Source organism: Streptomyces californicus, assembly GCF_000717645.1.
Taxonomy (GTDB): Bacteria; Actinomycetota; Actinomycetes; order Streptomycetales; family Streptomycetaceae; genus Streptomyces; species Streptomyces californicus.
Genome location: NZ_JNZZ01000004.1, coordinates 310,584 through 325,333 on the forward strand (window position 1 = coordinate 310,584; position 14,750 = coordinate 325,333).

At 74.1% G+C, this 14,750-nt stretch carries 12 protein-coding genes; 8 read left to right on the top strand and 4 right to left on the bottom strand.

Annotated features, from left to right (window positions below):
- Positions 1 to 170: 170 nt before the first annotated feature.
- Entirely contained in the window at positions 171 to 503 is a 333-nt protein-coding gene (locus IF19_RS0108080; protein ID WP_030115774.1) for a DUF2530 domain-containing protein, read from the top strand.
- 213 nt (positions 504 to 716) lie between these two features.
- Complete coding sequence (locus IF19_RS0108085; protein ID WP_030115775.1) at positions 717 to 3,275, top strand: HAD-IC family P-type ATPase; 2,559 nt, start codon at positions 717 to 719, stop codon at positions 3,273 to 3,275.
- A 98-nt stretch (positions 3,276 to 3,373) separates the two neighbouring features.
- Here IF19_RS0108085 and IF19_RS0108090 read toward each other — a convergent pair whose 3' ends face one another.
- From IF19_RS0108090 to IF19_RS0108100, 3 genes are all read right to left on the bottom strand, one after another.
- Positions 3,374 to 4,252: a hypothetical protein gene (locus IF19_RS0108090; RefSeq protein WP_030115776.1), complete on the bottom strand. Its 879-nt coding sequence runs from the start codon at positions 4,250 to 4,252 to the stop codon at positions 3,374 to 3,376.
- A 267-nt stretch (positions 4,253 to 4,519) separates the two neighbouring features.
- Positions 4,520 to 7,729, bottom strand: a complete 3,210-nt coding sequence (locus IF19_RS0108095) for a sacsin N-terminal ATP-binding-like domain-containing protein (protein WP_030276254.1) — start codon at positions 7,727 to 7,729, stop codon at positions 4,520 to 4,522.
- A 362-nt stretch (positions 7,730 to 8,091) separates the two neighbouring features.
- The gene (locus tag IF19_RS0108100) at positions 8,092 to 8,967 is read right to left on the bottom strand and encodes a DUF3027 domain-containing protein (RefSeq protein WP_032747463.1); all 876 of its coding nucleotides are present in this window, start codon (positions 8,965 to 8,967) and stop codon (positions 8,092 to 8,094) included.
- 451 nt (positions 8,968 to 9,418) lie between these two features.
- On the opposite strand from IF19_RS0108100, the gene IF19_RS0108105 reads away from it, so the two are divergent.
- The 5 genes from IF19_RS0108105 (at position 9,419) to IF19_RS0108125 (ending at position 13,766) form a co-directional block, all read left to right on the top strand.
- Positions 9,419 to 10,855 carry an MFS transporter gene (locus IF19_RS0108105; RefSeq protein WP_030115781.1) on the top strand — a complete coding sequence of 479 codons (1,437 nt, stop codon included), beginning with the start codon at positions 9,419 to 9,421 and terminating at the stop codon, positions 10,853 to 10,855.
- Between the two features lie 27 nt (positions 10,856 to 10,882).
- Positions 10,883 to 11,359, top strand: a complete 477-nt coding sequence (locus tag IF19_RS0108110; RefSeq protein WP_030115782.1) for a hypothetical protein — start codon at positions 10,883 to 10,885, stop codon at positions 11,357 to 11,359.
- A gap of 98 nt (positions 11,360 to 11,457) precedes the next feature.
- A complete protein-coding gene (locus IF19_RS0108115) occupies positions 11,458 to 12,165 on the top strand; it encodes a futalosine hydrolase (protein WP_030115783.1) in 708 nt (235 codons plus the stop codon).
- Positions 12,143 to 13,021, top strand: a complete 879-nt coding sequence (locus IF19_RS0108120; RefSeq protein ID WP_030115784.1) for a 1,4-dihydroxy-6-naphtoate synthase — start codon at positions 12,143 to 12,145, stop codon at positions 13,019 to 13,021. The genes IF19_RS0108115 and IF19_RS0108120 overlap by 23 nt, the downstream gene beginning before the upstream one ends.
- 136 nt (positions 13,022 to 13,157) lie before the next feature.
- Positions 13,158 to 13,766 carry a hypothetical protein gene (locus tag IF19_RS0108125; RefSeq protein WP_030115785.1) on the top strand — a complete coding sequence of 203 codons (609 nt, stop codon included), beginning with the start codon at positions 13,158 to 13,160 and terminating at the stop codon, positions 13,764 to 13,766.
- 170 nt (positions 13,767 to 13,936) lie between these two features.
- Here IF19_RS0108125 and IF19_RS1000000138655 read toward each other — a convergent pair whose 3' ends face one another.
- Complete coding sequence (locus tag IF19_RS1000000138655; protein WP_030115786.1) at positions 13,937 to 14,320, bottom strand: cold-shock protein; 384 nt, start codon at positions 14,318 to 14,320, stop codon at positions 13,937 to 13,939.
- A gap of 179 nt (positions 14,321 to 14,499) precedes the next feature.
- On the opposite strand from IF19_RS1000000138655, the gene IF19_RS0108135 reads away from it, so the two are divergent.
- Positions 14,500 to 14,736 (top strand): hypothetical protein, encoded by a 237-nt coding sequence (locus tag IF19_RS0108135; RefSeq protein WP_030115787.1) that lies wholly within the window; start codon positions 14,500 to 14,502, stop codon positions 14,734 to 14,736.
- Positions 14,737 to 14,750 lie beyond the last annotated feature (14 nt).

Here is a 14,750-nt window from a genome sequence, read left to right on the forward strand (position 1 = left end):
CAGCCCAAAGCAGATTCAGTATGAATACATCAAGCGAAGATCGCTATCTCCGCGCGTAGACCCTTGCGGCCACCTGGCTCCCGCCGTCTCCCGTCGCCCCGGATCGCCGGCTCACGTCCCCCGTGACCGCCCGCCAGGGGACCTTCCGACCTGCCCCATACACTGAGGACATGGAGAAGTGGACACCGAAGCACGAGGCGCCCGAACCCCTGGAGGGCCCCGTCGTCGCCACCGTCGTCGGCGGCACGATCCTCTGGTTCGTCCTCTTCCTCGCCCAGCTCCCCTTCTACGGCTGGTTCGCCGACCGGGGCCACACCTGGTGGGTGTGGACCCCGCTGGCCGGGGCCGGACTCGGCCTGATCGGCATCTGGTACGTACGCGGGCGGGACGCCGCACTCAAGCGGCACGCCGCGCAGGCCGCGGCGAAGGACGCCGCCGGGGCGGAGGCGGAGGGCAACGCGCTGGGCGCCGACCGCGCGGGCCGCACCGACGGACGCGGCTGACGAAGCGCTTGCGTACGGGGCAGGACGCTCCCCTACGGCCACGGCGCTTCCGTGCGGGCCACCCGCGCCTCCGTACGGGCCGGGGCGCCTTCGCGCTTCCGTACGCGTCGGGGCCCTCCCCGTACGACCTCGGGCCCGACTTCCTCCACCCGTGGTCGGATCTTCACCCCTCCCGGTGGGTGATTCCCCACGGACGCCCGTAACGTCGGACCCATGACGCAGCGGGCACTCGATTCCTCCGGGGGACAGACCCCCGGACCCGGGGAGCAACCCCCCGGAAACTCCCGGACCTCCGGAAACCCCCGGCAGGCCAAGATCGACGCGGGGGCGGAACTCGATCCCGTACACCCCGTGGACCCGCCACCGCCGGCGCACCGGCCGGAAGGGCTGACCACGGCCGAGGTCGCCGAGCGGGTCGCGCGCGGCGAGGTCAACGACGTACCCGTACGGTCCTCGCGCTCGGTCGTCGAGATCGTCCGGGCCAACGTCTTCACCCGGTTCAACCTGATCATCGGCGTGCTCTGGGTGATCATGCTGTTCGTCGCGCCGATCCAGGACAGCCTCTTCGGCTTCGTGATCGTCGCCAACACCGGCATCGGCATCATCCAGGAGTGGCGGGCCAAGAAGACCCTGGACAGCCTCGCGGTGATCGGCGAGGCGAAGCCGACCGTGCGCCGGGACGGGACGGCCTCGGAGATCTCCACCTCCGAGATCGTCCTGGGCGATCTGGTCGAGCTGGGTCCGGGCGACAAGGTCGTCGTGGACGGCACGGTCGCGGAGGCCGACAGCCTGGAGATCGACGAGTCGCTGCTGACCGGCGAGGCCGACCCGGTGATCAAGCGGGCCGGCGACCAGGTGATGTCCGGCAGCTTCGTCGTCGCGGGCGGCGGGGCGTTCACCGCGACCAAGGTGGGCCGCGAGGCGTACGCGGCGCAGCTCGCCGAGGAGGCGTCGCGCTTCACGCTGGTCCACTCCGAGCTGCGCAGCGGCATCAGCACGATCCTGAAGTACGTCACGTGGATGATGGTCCCGACGGCGATCGGGCTGATCATCAGCCAGCTCGTCGTGAAGGACAACAACTTCAAGGAGTCCGTCGCCCGGACCGTCGGCGGCATCGTCCCGATGATCCCGGAGGGCCTGGTCCTGCTGACGTCGGTGGCGTTCGCCATCGGGGTCGTCCGGCTCGGCCGCAAGCAGTGCCTCGTGCAGGAGCTGCCCGCCATCGAGGGGCTCGCCCGGGTCGACGTGGTCTGCCTGGACAAGACGGGCACGCTCACCGAGGGCGGCATGGACGTCAGCGAGGTCCGGCCGCTGAACGGGAGCGACGAGGCGTACGTCCAGCGGGTGCTGCGGGCCTTCGGCTCCTCGGACCCCCGGCCCAACGCCAGCCTCCAGGCCATCATCGACGCCTACCCGGCGGACGGCGGCGACGGCGGCGACACGGCGGGCGCGGGCCGGACGGACGGCGGCGACGCCGGGAGCTGGGCGGTCACCGACGCGATGCCGTTCTCCTCGGCGCGCAAGTACAGCGGCGCGGCGTTCACCGAGGCGGACGGCACGGCCTCCGCCTGGCTGCTCGGCGCCCCCGACGTCCTGCTCTCCGAGGGCGACCCGGCCCTCAAGCAGATCGAGCGGCTCAACGAGCAGGGTCTGCGGGTCCTGCTGCTGGCCCGGGTCCCGGGCGGCGCGCTGGACGCCCCCGGCGCGGCGGCCGAGGCCGTCCCCACCGCCCTGGTCGTGTTGGAGCAGCGGCTGCGCCCGGACGCGGGCGACACGCTCGCGTACTTCGCCGACCAGAACGTGGCCACCAAGGTCATCTCCGGCGACAACGCGGTCTCGGTCGGCGCGGTCGCCGGGAAGCTGGGCCTCGCGGGCGCGGAGAACACGCTGGACGCCCGCCGGCTGCCGAGCGACCCGGACGAGATGGCCACGGCCATGGAGCGGAACGCGGTCTTCGGCCGGGTCACCCCGCAGCAGAAGCGGGACATGGTGGCCGCCCTCCAGTCGCGCGGCCACACCGTCGCGATGACCGGTGACGGCGTGAACGACGTCCTCGCGCTGAAGGACGCCGACATCGGCGTCTCGATGGGCTCGGGCTCGGAGGCGACCCGTGCGGTGGCGCAGATCGTGCTGCTGAACAACAGCTTCGCGACGCTGCCCTCGGTGGTGGCCGAGGGCCGCCGGGTGATCGGCAACATCACCCGGGTCGCGACGCTCTTCCTGACGAAGACGGTCTACTCGGTGCTGCTGGCGATCCTGGTGGTCTGCACCCAGGTGGAGTACCCGTTCCTGCCGCGGCACCTGACCCTGCTGTCGACGCTGACCATCGGCGTCCCGGCGTTCTTCCTGGCGCTGGCGCCGAACAAGGAGCGCGCGCAGCCCAACTTCGTCCGCCGGGTCATGCGGTACGCGATCCCGTCGGGCGCCATCGCGGCGGCGTCCACCTTCGTCACGTACCTGCTGGCCCGCCACCACTACTCCGGCGCGGGCGCGCTGGAGGCCGAGACGAGCGCGGCGACGCTGACGCTGTTCCTGGTCTCGATGTACGTCCTGGCGATCATCGCCCGCCCGTACACCTGGTGGCGCGTCGCGCTGGTGGCCGCGATGGGGCTCGGCTTCCTGATCGTGCTCGTGGTGCCGTGGCTCCAGGACTTCTTCGCGCTGAAGCTGGTGGGCACGGTGATGCCGTGGGCGGCGGTCGGCATCGCGGCGGCGGCGGCCGTCCTGCTGGAGTTCGTCTGGCGCTGGGTCGGGCGGCGCTTCCGGGCGTAGGGCGTGCCCGGCGGATCCCGACCCGGTCCGCGGCGGCACGGAGAAGCCCCCGGAAGGACGTCACCGTCCTTCCGGGGGCTTCTCCGTGCCCGGGGGTACTACTTCACGTCGACGAAGTCACCGGCGGCCGTGGCGGCCGGGGTGGTGGAGGTGCCGGCGAAGCTGTAGCGCCAGTAACCGTCGACCGACGCCTTGACGGTGGTCTTCAGGTTGCCGGTGGAGTTGGTCTTGACGGTCTTCACCGTCGTGTAGGTCGAGGACCCCTTCTTCCGGAACTGGAGCTTCACGGGCTGGCCGCTGTAGCCCTTGTAGGTGTGGGTGTCCCAGTTGGCCCGCGAGAGCTTGCCCGTGACGGTGAGGGTCTTGCCCTTCTTCACAGGCTCGGGGGACGCGTTCACGGTGATCTGGGAGGCGCGCTGGACGCGGGCCTTCGCCTGGTGCTCCCGCCAGATGAAGTCGGTCTCACTGCCGGTGGCGGCGAGCGCTCCGGCGGCCACGTTCCAGGTGCCGGCGAGGCTGCTCGTGTAGAGGTCGTCGGAGCGCGGGTCGACCGTGATCGAGACGGTGCAGGTGGAGGTGGTCCGGTCGGACGACACCTTGCAGTTGCCGCGGTCCTGGACGGGAACGAGGACGCCGTCGACCTCGTCGATGTGGCCGTGCCACAGGAAGGCGTACGCGTCGGCGATGCCGGACGGCGACGAGGCCGTGACCGCGACGGTGAACTTCTTCTTGGCCGTGGTGCCCACCACGATGTCCTTGCCGCCGTTGACGACGACCTTCTTGATGACCGGCACCTCGGCGGTGCGGGCGGAGCGGGCCTTGGCGGCCGGCGCGCCGGCGGCGTCGCCGAAGATCTCGGCTCCGGAGGGCACGCTCAGGCCGGCGTCGGGCTTCTCGTCGGCCTGGACGGCCGGCACAGCGAAAGCGGAAAGGGCCAGGGCGCCGGTGACGGCGGCCACGGTGGCACGAATACGCATGTGTCCCCAAGTGGAGAAGGGGTCCCGGGGCGCGCTCGTGTCGTCAGCCCGGCGGAACCCATCTGGTCCATGAGCCTCTTGGCTCATGGGAACAGACAGGCGAACCACGTGAACGGTTGTGCAGTCCTGTGACTTTTCTGTGAAATCGCCGACGCCGTGCCCCGATCGTTCCCCGGGGCCCCCCGGCGCGTGCCCCGACCGCCCCTGCCACGACCGGGCTTCGGACTCCTGACGCGTGCCCCCGGTCGCCCTCGTCCGGGAGGCCGCTCAGTCGAACCAGCGGTCGCGGGCCAGCTCCTCCGTCCGGGACGGGTCCTCCAGGAGGGCGGCGACCTCGAAGCGGCGGGGCCACTGGCCCGCCGCCCATGCCAGGCCGGCCGCGACGCCCTCCAGGGTGGCGGCGTGGACGACGCCGTCCGGGGTGCGGCGCCAGTCCAGTTCGACGCCGCCGGCGAGCAGTTCGGTGTGCTCGACGTACGTGTCCGGGGTGCCGGGGCCGAGCAGGACGCGGACGGAGTCCGGTACGCGGTGCTCCTCGCCCTCGCTGGTGACGTCCGCGTCGACGGTCTCGCCGAGCCGCCGGACCTGGAGCAACTCGGCCAGGTCGGCCGCGCGGGACGGGGCGACCGGGAGCAGGGGCAGGCCCTCGGTGAGCGGCAGCACGTCGGGGGCGTCCGCGATCACGGCCTCGGCCGCGTCGACCACCGCCACCTCGCCGTCCACCACCGCCCGCAGCTCGTCCGGCAGGGTCACCCGGTCCGGATCGAGATCGGCCAACGCCGTGTAGAGGGCGTGCAGTTGTACGGGGGTGACCGGGCGGTCCCCGTCGGCGAGGCGGCCCAGCAGTTCGGCCGCGCCGCCCGGCTCGTCCAGGAGGGCGGCGACCGAGGTCCGTACGCCGAGGGCCCGCAGCACCTCGGTGTCGTCGAAGCCGGTGGCGTCCACCGCGTCGTACAGCCCGGCCAGCCGGGGGTCGCCGCCCGCCGCGCGCAGTCCGGCCGGGCGGCGGCCCTCCAGCACGGGGTGGTCGCGCAGCCACCACGCGGTGTACGGGCGCACGGACCGGGTCGTGCCGTCCGGCATCAGCACCCGTACCGGCTGGGTCAGCGCGTCGCGCAACGGCGGCCGCGCCAGCAGCGCGAGCGCCTGCGGCCAGGCGTCGTCGTCCACCAGGTCCAGGTCCCGTACGGCGACGATCTCGGTGGCGACCGGCGGCACCGGGGTCTCGTCCAACCCGTCGAGCAGGTCCTCGCACCAGACGTCCACGGCGTCCAGCAGCCCGGCGTCGTCCGGTTCGGCGAAGTCGCCGTCGCGGGGCTCCAGTTCGTCCGGATCGAGGACGACGTCGGTGGCGCGTACGAGGGCGAAGGTGGCCAGCACCCCGCAGGCGGTGAGCGGGCCCTCGCCCCAGCGGTCGGCCAACTCCTGCTCGACGAAGCCCAGTTCCCCTTCGCGCATGATCTGCGCGAACGGGCTCGCGGGGAGCACCAGTTCGCCCGCCGGGGCCGGTTCGCCGTCCTCGTCGGGGAGGGCGAGCGCACCGAGCCAGGGCTCGTCGCCGGGGGCGAGTTCGGCGTCGCGCACGAGGGTGAGGACGGTCTCCGCCAGTTCGTCGGCGTCGAGCGCGTCCTCGTCCCAGATCTCACCCGCGTCGAGCGATCCGGCGACAGCGGCCCGCACTTGAGGGGTCGTCAGTACGGCGCGCGGGGTGGCGGGCAGCGCCCCGAGCTTCTCCAGCAGCGGGTGCGCGGCGTCCGGGTGGGCGACCTTGAGGCCGAGCCGGGAGAGCCGGGCGAGCACGGGGCCGGTGAGCGCGTCCGGGAGCGGCAGCAGGATCTGGCGCGGCCCGATCGTGGTGCGCGGCGGGCGGCCCGCCCGCTCGTCCTCCGGGTCGCCCGCGAGGGGGACGGGGAGGCCGGTGAGCCGGTCGGGATCGGTGCCCGCGAGGCTGTCGTAGAGCCGGTGCCACCAGGCGGGGTCGCGCTCCAGGCCGGCCAGGCGGTCGATCGCCTCGGTCAGCGGGACGCGCGCCACCCCGAGGGTCCGCAGCTCGGTGCGCCGCTCCAGGCCGGCGGGCAGCAGGCAGGGCAACACCTCGGCGAGCACCCGTACGGTCTCGGCGCCGACGCCCTCGACGACCTCGGCCTCGACCGGCCGCAGGGCGGAGCCGCCGCCCTCCGTACGGTCCCCGTCCCGCTCCCAGTCGTCCGCCCAGCCCTCCCGGTCCGCCTCGGGGTCGCGGGGCGCGGCGGGCTCCAGGAACGCCACCCGGGGCAGCCGGTTCAGGACCGCCTCGCGCAGCGCCCCGTCGAGCGCGCCCTTGCCGAGTCGGCCGGGCACCAGGTCGATGGTCCCGGTCGACACCGGCCGCCAGTCGCCGAGCAGCTCGGCGTACGCGTCGGCGGCCCGCTCGACCAGGAAGTCGGTCAGCGGCCCCGGGGCGGGGTGCCGGCGGGCGGTGTCCAGCGGGAGGGAGGCGATGAGCAGGGCGGGGATGCCGAGGGGTTCGTCGGTGGGCGTGGGCGCGTGGACGACGGGTGCCGTACGGGGGTGGAGCGGGGCGCCCTCCTCGTCGACCGGGACCGCCCAGGTGACCGACCAGTGCGGGCGCAGCCGCTCCTCGACCGGCCGGTCGGCGAGCAGGGCGGGCTCGACGGGGCCGTGGCGGTGGACGGTGCGCCACCGGTTCAGGCCGCGAGCGGAGTCGTCGATGTGCGTGTACGGCCCGTGGACGGTGCGGGTCAGGGTCCGCGTCCCGTCCGGGGTCTCGATGACGACCTCGTCCAGGCCGGGCAGGGTGAGCAGCAGCGCGTCGTCCACGCCGGCCAGCAGCCGCGCCGCCAGATCCTCGGCGGTGCCGTCGCGCAGGGGCAGCACGACGACGGTGTCGTACCCCTGGGGCGCGGAGCCCTCGGCGGGCAGCGGCAGACGCAGCAGCGGTACGTGTCCGTCGCGGCGGCGCAGTTCGTCGCCGAGGCCCGGGGAGCCGACGGCCGCCTGCCGGGCCAGTTCGCGGGCCTCGGCCAGGGACCAGCGGACCCCGCCGTGGACGCCGAGGACGGCGGGCTCGTCGCTGACCGCGAGGACGGCGGCGAACCCGACGCCGAACCGGCCGACCGCGGACTCGTGGCCCTCGCGCTTGGCGGAGGCCCGCAGGGTGGACAGGGACTCCACGCCGGTGGCGTCGAGCGGGGCGCCGGTGTTGGCGGCGGCGAGGACGCAGCGGGCGTCGGGGTCGCCGGGGGCCGCGGGGTGCAGGGTGAGCCGGAGCCGGCCGGGGACGCGGGCACGGGCGGCGGCGTCGGCGGCGTTCTGGGCCAGCTCGACGACGAGGCGGTCGCGGTAGCCGCCGAGCGCGAGGTCCTCCTCGGCGTTGGCGTCCTCCCGGAACCGGGCGGGCCCGGCGTCCCACGCGTCGAGCACGCCGCGCCGCAGCCGTGCCGTCCCGAACGGATCGGCCCCCTCGGTCGCCTTCATGCTCACGCTCTCGACTCCGTTCGGTGCGGGGGGGACGGGGTGCCCCTGCGGCCCAGTGTGCGCCCGAAGGTACCGCGCCCGCCGCCCCGCGAGTGACCGACGCCCATCCGGCGCCCGGGACACCCGGCCGAACCGGCCTGCCCGCCGCTCACCGTCGCCCCGACACCTCAAGCCCGTCCGGCGCGACCCGTTTCAGCCCGTCCGGCGATCCGCTCCAGCCCGTCCGGCGCTTGAGGACGGAACCCTCAGCCAGGTGGGCGGTGCGACAACAGGGGCCGGGGCCCCGGAAGGCCCGGAGGGCAGCGCGCGGCACCCCGCGATGCCCGCGCACCGCAAGCCCGGACCCCCAGTGGCCAGGAGCCTCAGGAGTGGCCGAGGTCCTCCGACGCCCCGTCCGCCTCCGCCGGTACGGAGCCCTCGCCCCGCTCCGGCCGGAGCGCGTACGCGTCCACCCGCATCGTGTCCAGCGCGTGCGGCGCCGGCTTCGGCGGCGTCGGCATCACCGCGGCCTCCGAGTGCCCACCGCACCCGTACGCCAGCGACACCACGTGCCCGTCCGCCGGACCGAACTCGTTCGCGCACACGCCGAACGCCTGCTTCAGCGACCCCGCCATCGGGATCAGGAACGCGCAGCTCACACAGGTCGCCGGTGCCGCCTGCGCCATCGGCGTCCGCGGCCCGAACGCCTCGTCCCACCGGTCGGCGGCCTCCATCAGCCCGTACCGGGACAGCACCCGCGCCCGCCGCGTGCCCAGCTCCTCGGCGACCGCCGCGATGGAACCCCGGCTGGTCGCGGCCACCGGCCGGTCCGTCAGCTCGGCGTCCTCCGCGTCGACGAGCTGCGCCATCTCCTCGGAGACCAGCGAGTTCGGCGGCGGCTCGTCCTCGCCGCTCCAGCCGGGCTCCAGCCGCAGGTCCTCCGCCTCGGTGGGCAGCAGGTCGCCGGGGCCCATGTCGCCGGGGCGCAGCCGCTCGCTCCACGGCACCCACTCCGGCGCGAGGAGCGCGTCCGCCCCCGGCAGCAGCACCGTTTCGTCCAGCGTGACGTTCTTCGCGCGGGAGGCCCGCGCGACCGTCACCGCCCAGCGCCAGCCCCGGTACCCCGGCTCCTTGGCCTCGAAGTAGTGCGTGACGACCCGGTCCCCCTCGGAGACCACCCCGACGTGCTCCCCGACCACGCCGGGCGCTGCGGCCTCCTCGGCGGCCTCGCGTGCGAGGTCCACCGCCTCGGCGCACAGCCGGTCGGGGGCGGGGGTACGGGCCGTACGGCTTCGCGTCGTCGTCGCAGCACTCACAGGTCTTCGCTTCTCTCCATACGCCAGTCTCACGAGCGCGCCAGCTGCAGGACGGTTTGCCGTTGCGGCCGGACAGGCGGGGACGGGTGGAGGCGGAGCGGACCTGGGGGCCGCGTCGACGTCCACACCCGTTGTGCCTGCCTCGGGCGTGCCTTCTGCCATCCATTCTGCGGGATCGCCGAGAGGCGCGCGGCCAAGAACAAACGCCGGTGGCGCGTTACGCACGCTACCCTCTCCGCCGCCCCGCGCCCACCTGCCCGTCCCAAACGTGCCGTATCCGTTCACCGGCGGACGCCGCCGCTCCGCTCCCCCGACAGGGCGTCACCCGGCGTCTCCCGCGCGCGTCCGTGCTGATCACCGTTCATACCCGCCGAGGTTGGGGCACTATGACGAGGTGGCTGCCGCCAGGTCGCACGACGGTCCCGGCCCGCTCCGCAGGACGGGGCGGGCGACGGGTCGTGTCCTGCGCGCCCCGTTCACCGGCACGGCGCGCTCCATCCGCAGGGCGACGCACGCCCACGGCGCGGGCGAGTCGGGCCTCGGCAAGCTGATCGAGCTGCACGCCGTCAACGGCGCGGGCGACGTCATGATCACGGTCGCCCTCGCCTCCACCGTCTTCTTCTCCGTGCCGACGGACGAGGCGCGCGGCCGGGTCGCGCTCTACCTCGCCATCACGATGGCCCCCTTCACCCTCCTCGCCCCGGTGATCGGCCCGCTGCTGGACCGGCTGCCGCACGGCCGGCGTGCCGCGATGGCCGGGGCGATGCTGGCGCGGGCGCTGCTCGCCATCACCATGTCGGGCGCGGTCGCCACGGGCGGGCTCGAGCTGTACCCGGCCGCGCTGGGCGTCCTGGTCTGCTCGAAGGCGTACGGCGTGGTGCGCAGCGCGGTGGTGCCGCGGCTGCTGCCACCCGGGTTCTCCCTGGTGAAGGCGAACTCCCGGGTCACCCTGGCGGGGCTGCTGGCCACGGGGGTGGCGGCCCCGATCGGGGCCGGGCTCCAGACCGTCGGCTCCGCCTGGCCGCTCTACGGGGCGTGCGCGATCTTCGTGGCGGGCACCTTCCTCGCCTTCACCCTGCCGCCCAAGGTCGACTCCGCGAAGGGCGAACGCCGGGCGCGGCTGATCGTCCCGCACCACGAGCCGCCCGCCCCGCGCCCCGTACCGGGCAAGGGCAGCACCCGGGCGGGCCTGCGCAGGAACGGCAACGGGCGGAAGCCGGCCAGGGAGCGGCCACCCGGCCTGCGGTCCGTCGGCGGCTCCGTCCTGCACGGGCTCCAGGCCAACGCCGCGCACCGGGCGCTCTCGGGCTTCCTCATCTTCTTCCTGGCGTTCCTGCTGCGCGAGCACCCGCTGGCCGGGCAGAGCGCGGCGGTCTCGCTCGGCATCGTCGGCGTGGCGGCGGGGGCCGGGAACGCCTGCGGTACGGCGGTGGGCTCCTGGCTCAGGGCGCGCGGCCCCGAGGTCATCGTGGCCACGGTGCTGGGGCTCGCGCTGGGCACGGCGGTCCTGGCCGCCGTCTTCTTCTCCACGGTGCTGGTCGCCGCGCTCGGCGCGGTCGCCGGGTTCACCCAGGCCCTGTCCAAGCTGTCGCTCGACGCGATGATCCAGCGGGACGTGCCGGAGGAGGTCCGCACGTCGGCGTTCGCCCGGTCGGAGACGTTGCTCCAGATGGCCTGGGTGGTCGGCGGCGGCATCGGGATCGCCCTGCCGCTCAACGCGGTGCTCGGCATGTCGGTCGCCGCGGGCATCCTGGCGCTCGGCGCGGCGACCTCCGTACGGGGTCTCCTGGGGGCCGCGCGACGCGGCACGCCGCACCCCCGCGTGGCGTGAACGGACGCGACCGATAGCCTTCGGCCCATGACCGTTGCGTTCTTCTCCGGTAAGGGCCGTCGAATCGGCGTAGCTCTTGGTGCCGTGTCCGCGGGACTCCTTGTCCTGTCCGCCTGCGACAAGCCGACGCCGCTCGCCACCGTGACGGTCGGCAGCGACTCGGTGAACACCGAGGCCGCCTGTTACAACGACGGCGAAGCGATCAAGGAGTCCCTGGTCCAGGGCTGCCTGAACAAGAAGGCCGAGAAGAGCATCACGGTCTCCATGGACGACAAGGTCCGCTTCGGCGTCGACCCCGAGATCGCCGAGAACGGCTGGACGCTCTTCATCAACGGCCAGCAGGCCGAGCAGGAGCCGTACGACAAGACCTACCGGACGATCCCCGGCAGCGCCTTCTTCGCCAGCCAGACGGGCAAGCCCGCCGAGAAGACCAACATCTCCATCGTGGAGACCAAGGGCAAGAAGCTGACGGGCATCTGGCAGTTCGAGCTCAAGAAGGACTGACCGCCGAAGCCCGGCTCACGGGGCCGTGAGGTCCCGTGAGCCCCGGAGCCCGGCGCAGAGCGTCCTCCTCCCCCGTCCTCGACCCTGAGGCTGCATCCGTGCGTGTGCTCGTCGTGACCGCTGTCCCCGCCGAACGGGACGCGGTCACGCGTGCGTTCGGGGGCGCTCCGGAGACGGTGGCGGTGCCGGGGGCCGAGGTGCACCGCCGCGGGGCGTTCGACGTGCTGGCGGGCGGCGCCGGTCCGGCCGCCGCGGCGGCGGCGACCGCGTTCGCCCTGGCGTCCGCCCCCGCCCCGTACGGGCTCGTCGTCTCGGCCGGGATCGGCGGGGCGTTCACCCCGCTGACCCCGCTGGGCTCACCCGTCGTCGCGAGCGACATCGTCGCCGCCGATCTGGGCGCCGAGTCCCCCGAGGGGTTCCTCCCGGTCACCGCGCTCGGTTTCGGCCGGGACCGGTTCGCCCCGCCGCCCGCGCTGGTGCGGGAGGTGGCCGCCGCCGCGGGCGCCGCCGCCGGGCCCGTCCTCACCGTCTCCACCGCGACCGGTTCCGCCGAGCGCGCCGGGGCTCTGCTCGCGGCGCATCCGGGCGCCCTGGTCGAGGCGATGGAGGGGTTCGGGGTCGCGGAGGCCGCCGCGCGGGCAGCCGTACCCGTACTGGAACTGCGGGCCGTCTCCAACGCCGTCGGCCCCCGCGACCGGGACGCCTGGCGCATCGGCGACGCACTGGCGGCGCTCACCGACGCGTTCGGGAAGAGCGCCCCCGTACTGGAAGGTTGGAACCGGCATGACCACCGAAACCGCGCCTAGCGGCTCCCCGGCGGGGGACGCGATCCGGATCGCCTTCTCGCCCTGCCCCAACGACACGTTCGTCTTCGAGGCCTGGGCGCACGGCCGGGTGCCCGGCGCGCCCGCGCCGGACGTGACCTTCGCCGACATCGACATCACCAACGGCATGGCCGAACGGGGCGAGCTGGACGTCCTGAAGGTGTCGTACGCGGTGCTGCCGTGGGTGCTCGACGAGTACGCGCTGCTGCCGTGCGGCGGGGCGCTGGGCCGGGGCTGCGGGCCGCTGGTCCTCACCAGGGAGCCGGGCCTCGATCTGACCGGCCGGACCGTCGCCGTGCCGAGCGAGCGCTCGACGGCCTACCTGCTGTTCCGGCTCTGGGCCGCGGACCTGGTCCCCGGCGGGGTCGGCGAGGTCGTCGTGATGCCGTTCGACGAGATCATGCCGGCCGTCCGGGACGGCAAGGTGGACGCGGGCCTGGTCATCCACGAGGCCCGCTTCACGTACCGGAACTTCGGGCTGCACAACCTCGCCGACATGGGCCGCCACTGGGAGGACACCACGGGCCTCCCGATCCCGCTCGGCGCGATCATCGCGAAGCGCTCGCTGGGCGAGGAGGCCCTGCGTCGGCTGGCCGACACCGTACGCGACTCGGTCCGCTTCGCCTGGGACCACCCGGAGGTCTCCCGGCCGTACGTCCTGGAGCACGCCCAGGAGATGGACCCGGCCGTCGCGGACCAGCACATCGGGCTGTACGTGAACGAGTTCACCGCCGACCTCGGGGAGGACGGCTACGCGGCGATCCGCGGCCTGCTGACCCGCGCGGCGGCGGAAGGACTCGTACCGCCGCTGGCGCCGGACGCGCTGGCGTTTCCCTGAGCGAGGGGCCGGGCGGGACGGAGCGGGCGGGACGGAGCGGGCGCGGGGTCACGGTCGGGGGCCGGGCTCCGGGGGTGCGGTCAGCGGGTCATCGGGCCTGCGGGTCAGCGGTCAGCAACGGGGGAGGATGCGGGCGGTGCACACAGCGGTCGGCGAGTTCACGCTGGAGTTCTGGAAGGAAGGCCGCACCCACGAGCGGCGGTCCGGGCTCCGGGGCACGGTGCCCGGGTTCGGGGAGGTCGTGCTCACCGCGCCGCTGCCCCTTGAGCACACGCCGGGCAGCCTGATCTCGGAGGTGCGGGGCCCCTCGATACCCACGGCGGTGTTCGAGACCCGCGGCATCCACACGGAGGCCACCGACCTGCCGACGCTCAACGGGTCGACGCTCCGGGTCGGCGACGCCATGGTGTACCTGCGGCGCAACCGCTTCGGCCTGACGCACCGGGCCCGCGCCCTGCGCTTCCAATACGGCGGCGACCAGTACCTGCTGCGGGCAGTGAACCGGAAGCGGTTCGTCCTGGTCCGGCGGGCCGACGACGAGGACGCCGGGGTCACCCTCACGGCGAGGCTGTCGGGGTTCGGCGGCAAACGGCTGACGGTCCGGACGACGGGCCGCGCCGTGGCCGCCGACATCTCCCTGGCCGTGCTGTTCGCCGGGGTGGACCGGGCGCCGCTGACCCGCTCGGGCGCGGTGCGCGCGGCCTTGGGACGGTCGACCCGGCTCTTCGCGGAGAGCCAGGCGTGACGACGAGCCGGACCGTCGGCTGCCGCCGGCCGGAGGGCGGGCGGAGCACCGAGCGGGCGGGCGGACGTCTGCCGGACGGCGTCGAGCGGGCGGACGGCGAGTGGGCGGGCGCCGGGCAGGAGGGCCGGGCGGTCCCGCCGCCTGGCCGATCCGCTTCGGGCGGCCCGCCGCTACACGTCGAGCTGGTCGGCGACGGCCCTCAGCAGGCCCGCGATCTTCGCGCCGGCCGCCTTGTCCGGGTAGCGGCCGCGCTCCAGCTGCGGGGTGATGTTCTCCAGGACCGTCGTCAGGTCCTGGACGATCGACGCCAGCTCGTCGGGCTTGCGGCGCTGCGCGGCCGCGAGGGACGGCGTGGGATCGAGGATCACCACGGAGAGCGCCTGGTCGCCGCGCTGGCCCGCGACCACGCCGAACTCCACGCGCTGGCCGGGCTTGAGCGCGTCGACCCCGGCAGGGAGGACCGACGAGTGGACGAAGACGTCGCCGCCGTCGTCGCGGGAGAGAAAGCCGAAGCCCTTCTCGCTGTTGAACCACTTGACCTTGCCGGTGGGCACGTCTGTCCTCGTCCTCGTACTCGTCGGTGCGCGGGAGAGCCGGTCCTCCAGCAGGACAACGGCTCCGGATAGCAATACAGCGGGTCACCGTGACCCGCTCGGTCCCAGGCTAATGGCCCTGCGTCCGGTGACAAGACGTCGCCGGAGAGTTCCTCGGGGCTGGGAACTACCCTGGTCGGGTGAGTACTACTCCTTCAGGCGCGGGCGATCGGCTGGTTCAGGTCGGCGCGATCGTCTTTTTCGTCGGCGCCCTGGCCACGCTGGTCACGGTCGCCCCTCTGTTCCTGGGCACCGACCCGTTCCCGTCGATCGCGTACGCGGTCTCCATGCTGATGGGCGTCGGATTCCTGATCGCGGCGGCCGGCGTGGTGCGCTCGGTCTGGGCGAACTCGCCGAAACGAGCAGCGAACTCCTAGCCGGGCGTACGCCG

Excerpts from the sequence above, each read along its gene's own strand:
- IF19_RS0108080 (WP_030115774.1), top strand. The coding sequence starts at position 171 with ATGGAGAAGTGGACACCGAAGCACGAGGCGCCCGAACCCCTGGAGGGC.
- IF19_RS0108085 (WP_030115775.1), top strand. The coding sequence starts at position 717 with ATGACGCAGCGGGCACTCGATTCCTCCGGGGGACAGACCCCCGGACCC.
- IF19_RS0108090 (WP_030115776.1), bottom strand. The coding sequence starts at position 4,252 with ATGCGTATTCGTGCCACCGTGGCCGCCGTCACCGGCGCCCTGGCCCTT.
- IF19_RS0108095 (WP_030276254.1), bottom strand. The coding sequence starts at position 7,729 with ATGAAGGCGACCGAGGGGGCCGATCCGTTCGGGACGGCACGGCTGCGG.
- IF19_RS0108110 (WP_030115782.1), top strand. The coding sequence starts at position 10,883 with ATGACCGTTGCGTTCTTCTCCGGTAAGGGCCGTCGAATCGGCGTAGCT.
- IF19_RS0108120 (WP_030115784.1), top strand. The coding sequence starts at position 12,143 with ATGACCACCGAAACCGCGCCTAGCGGCTCCCCGGCGGGGGACGCGATC.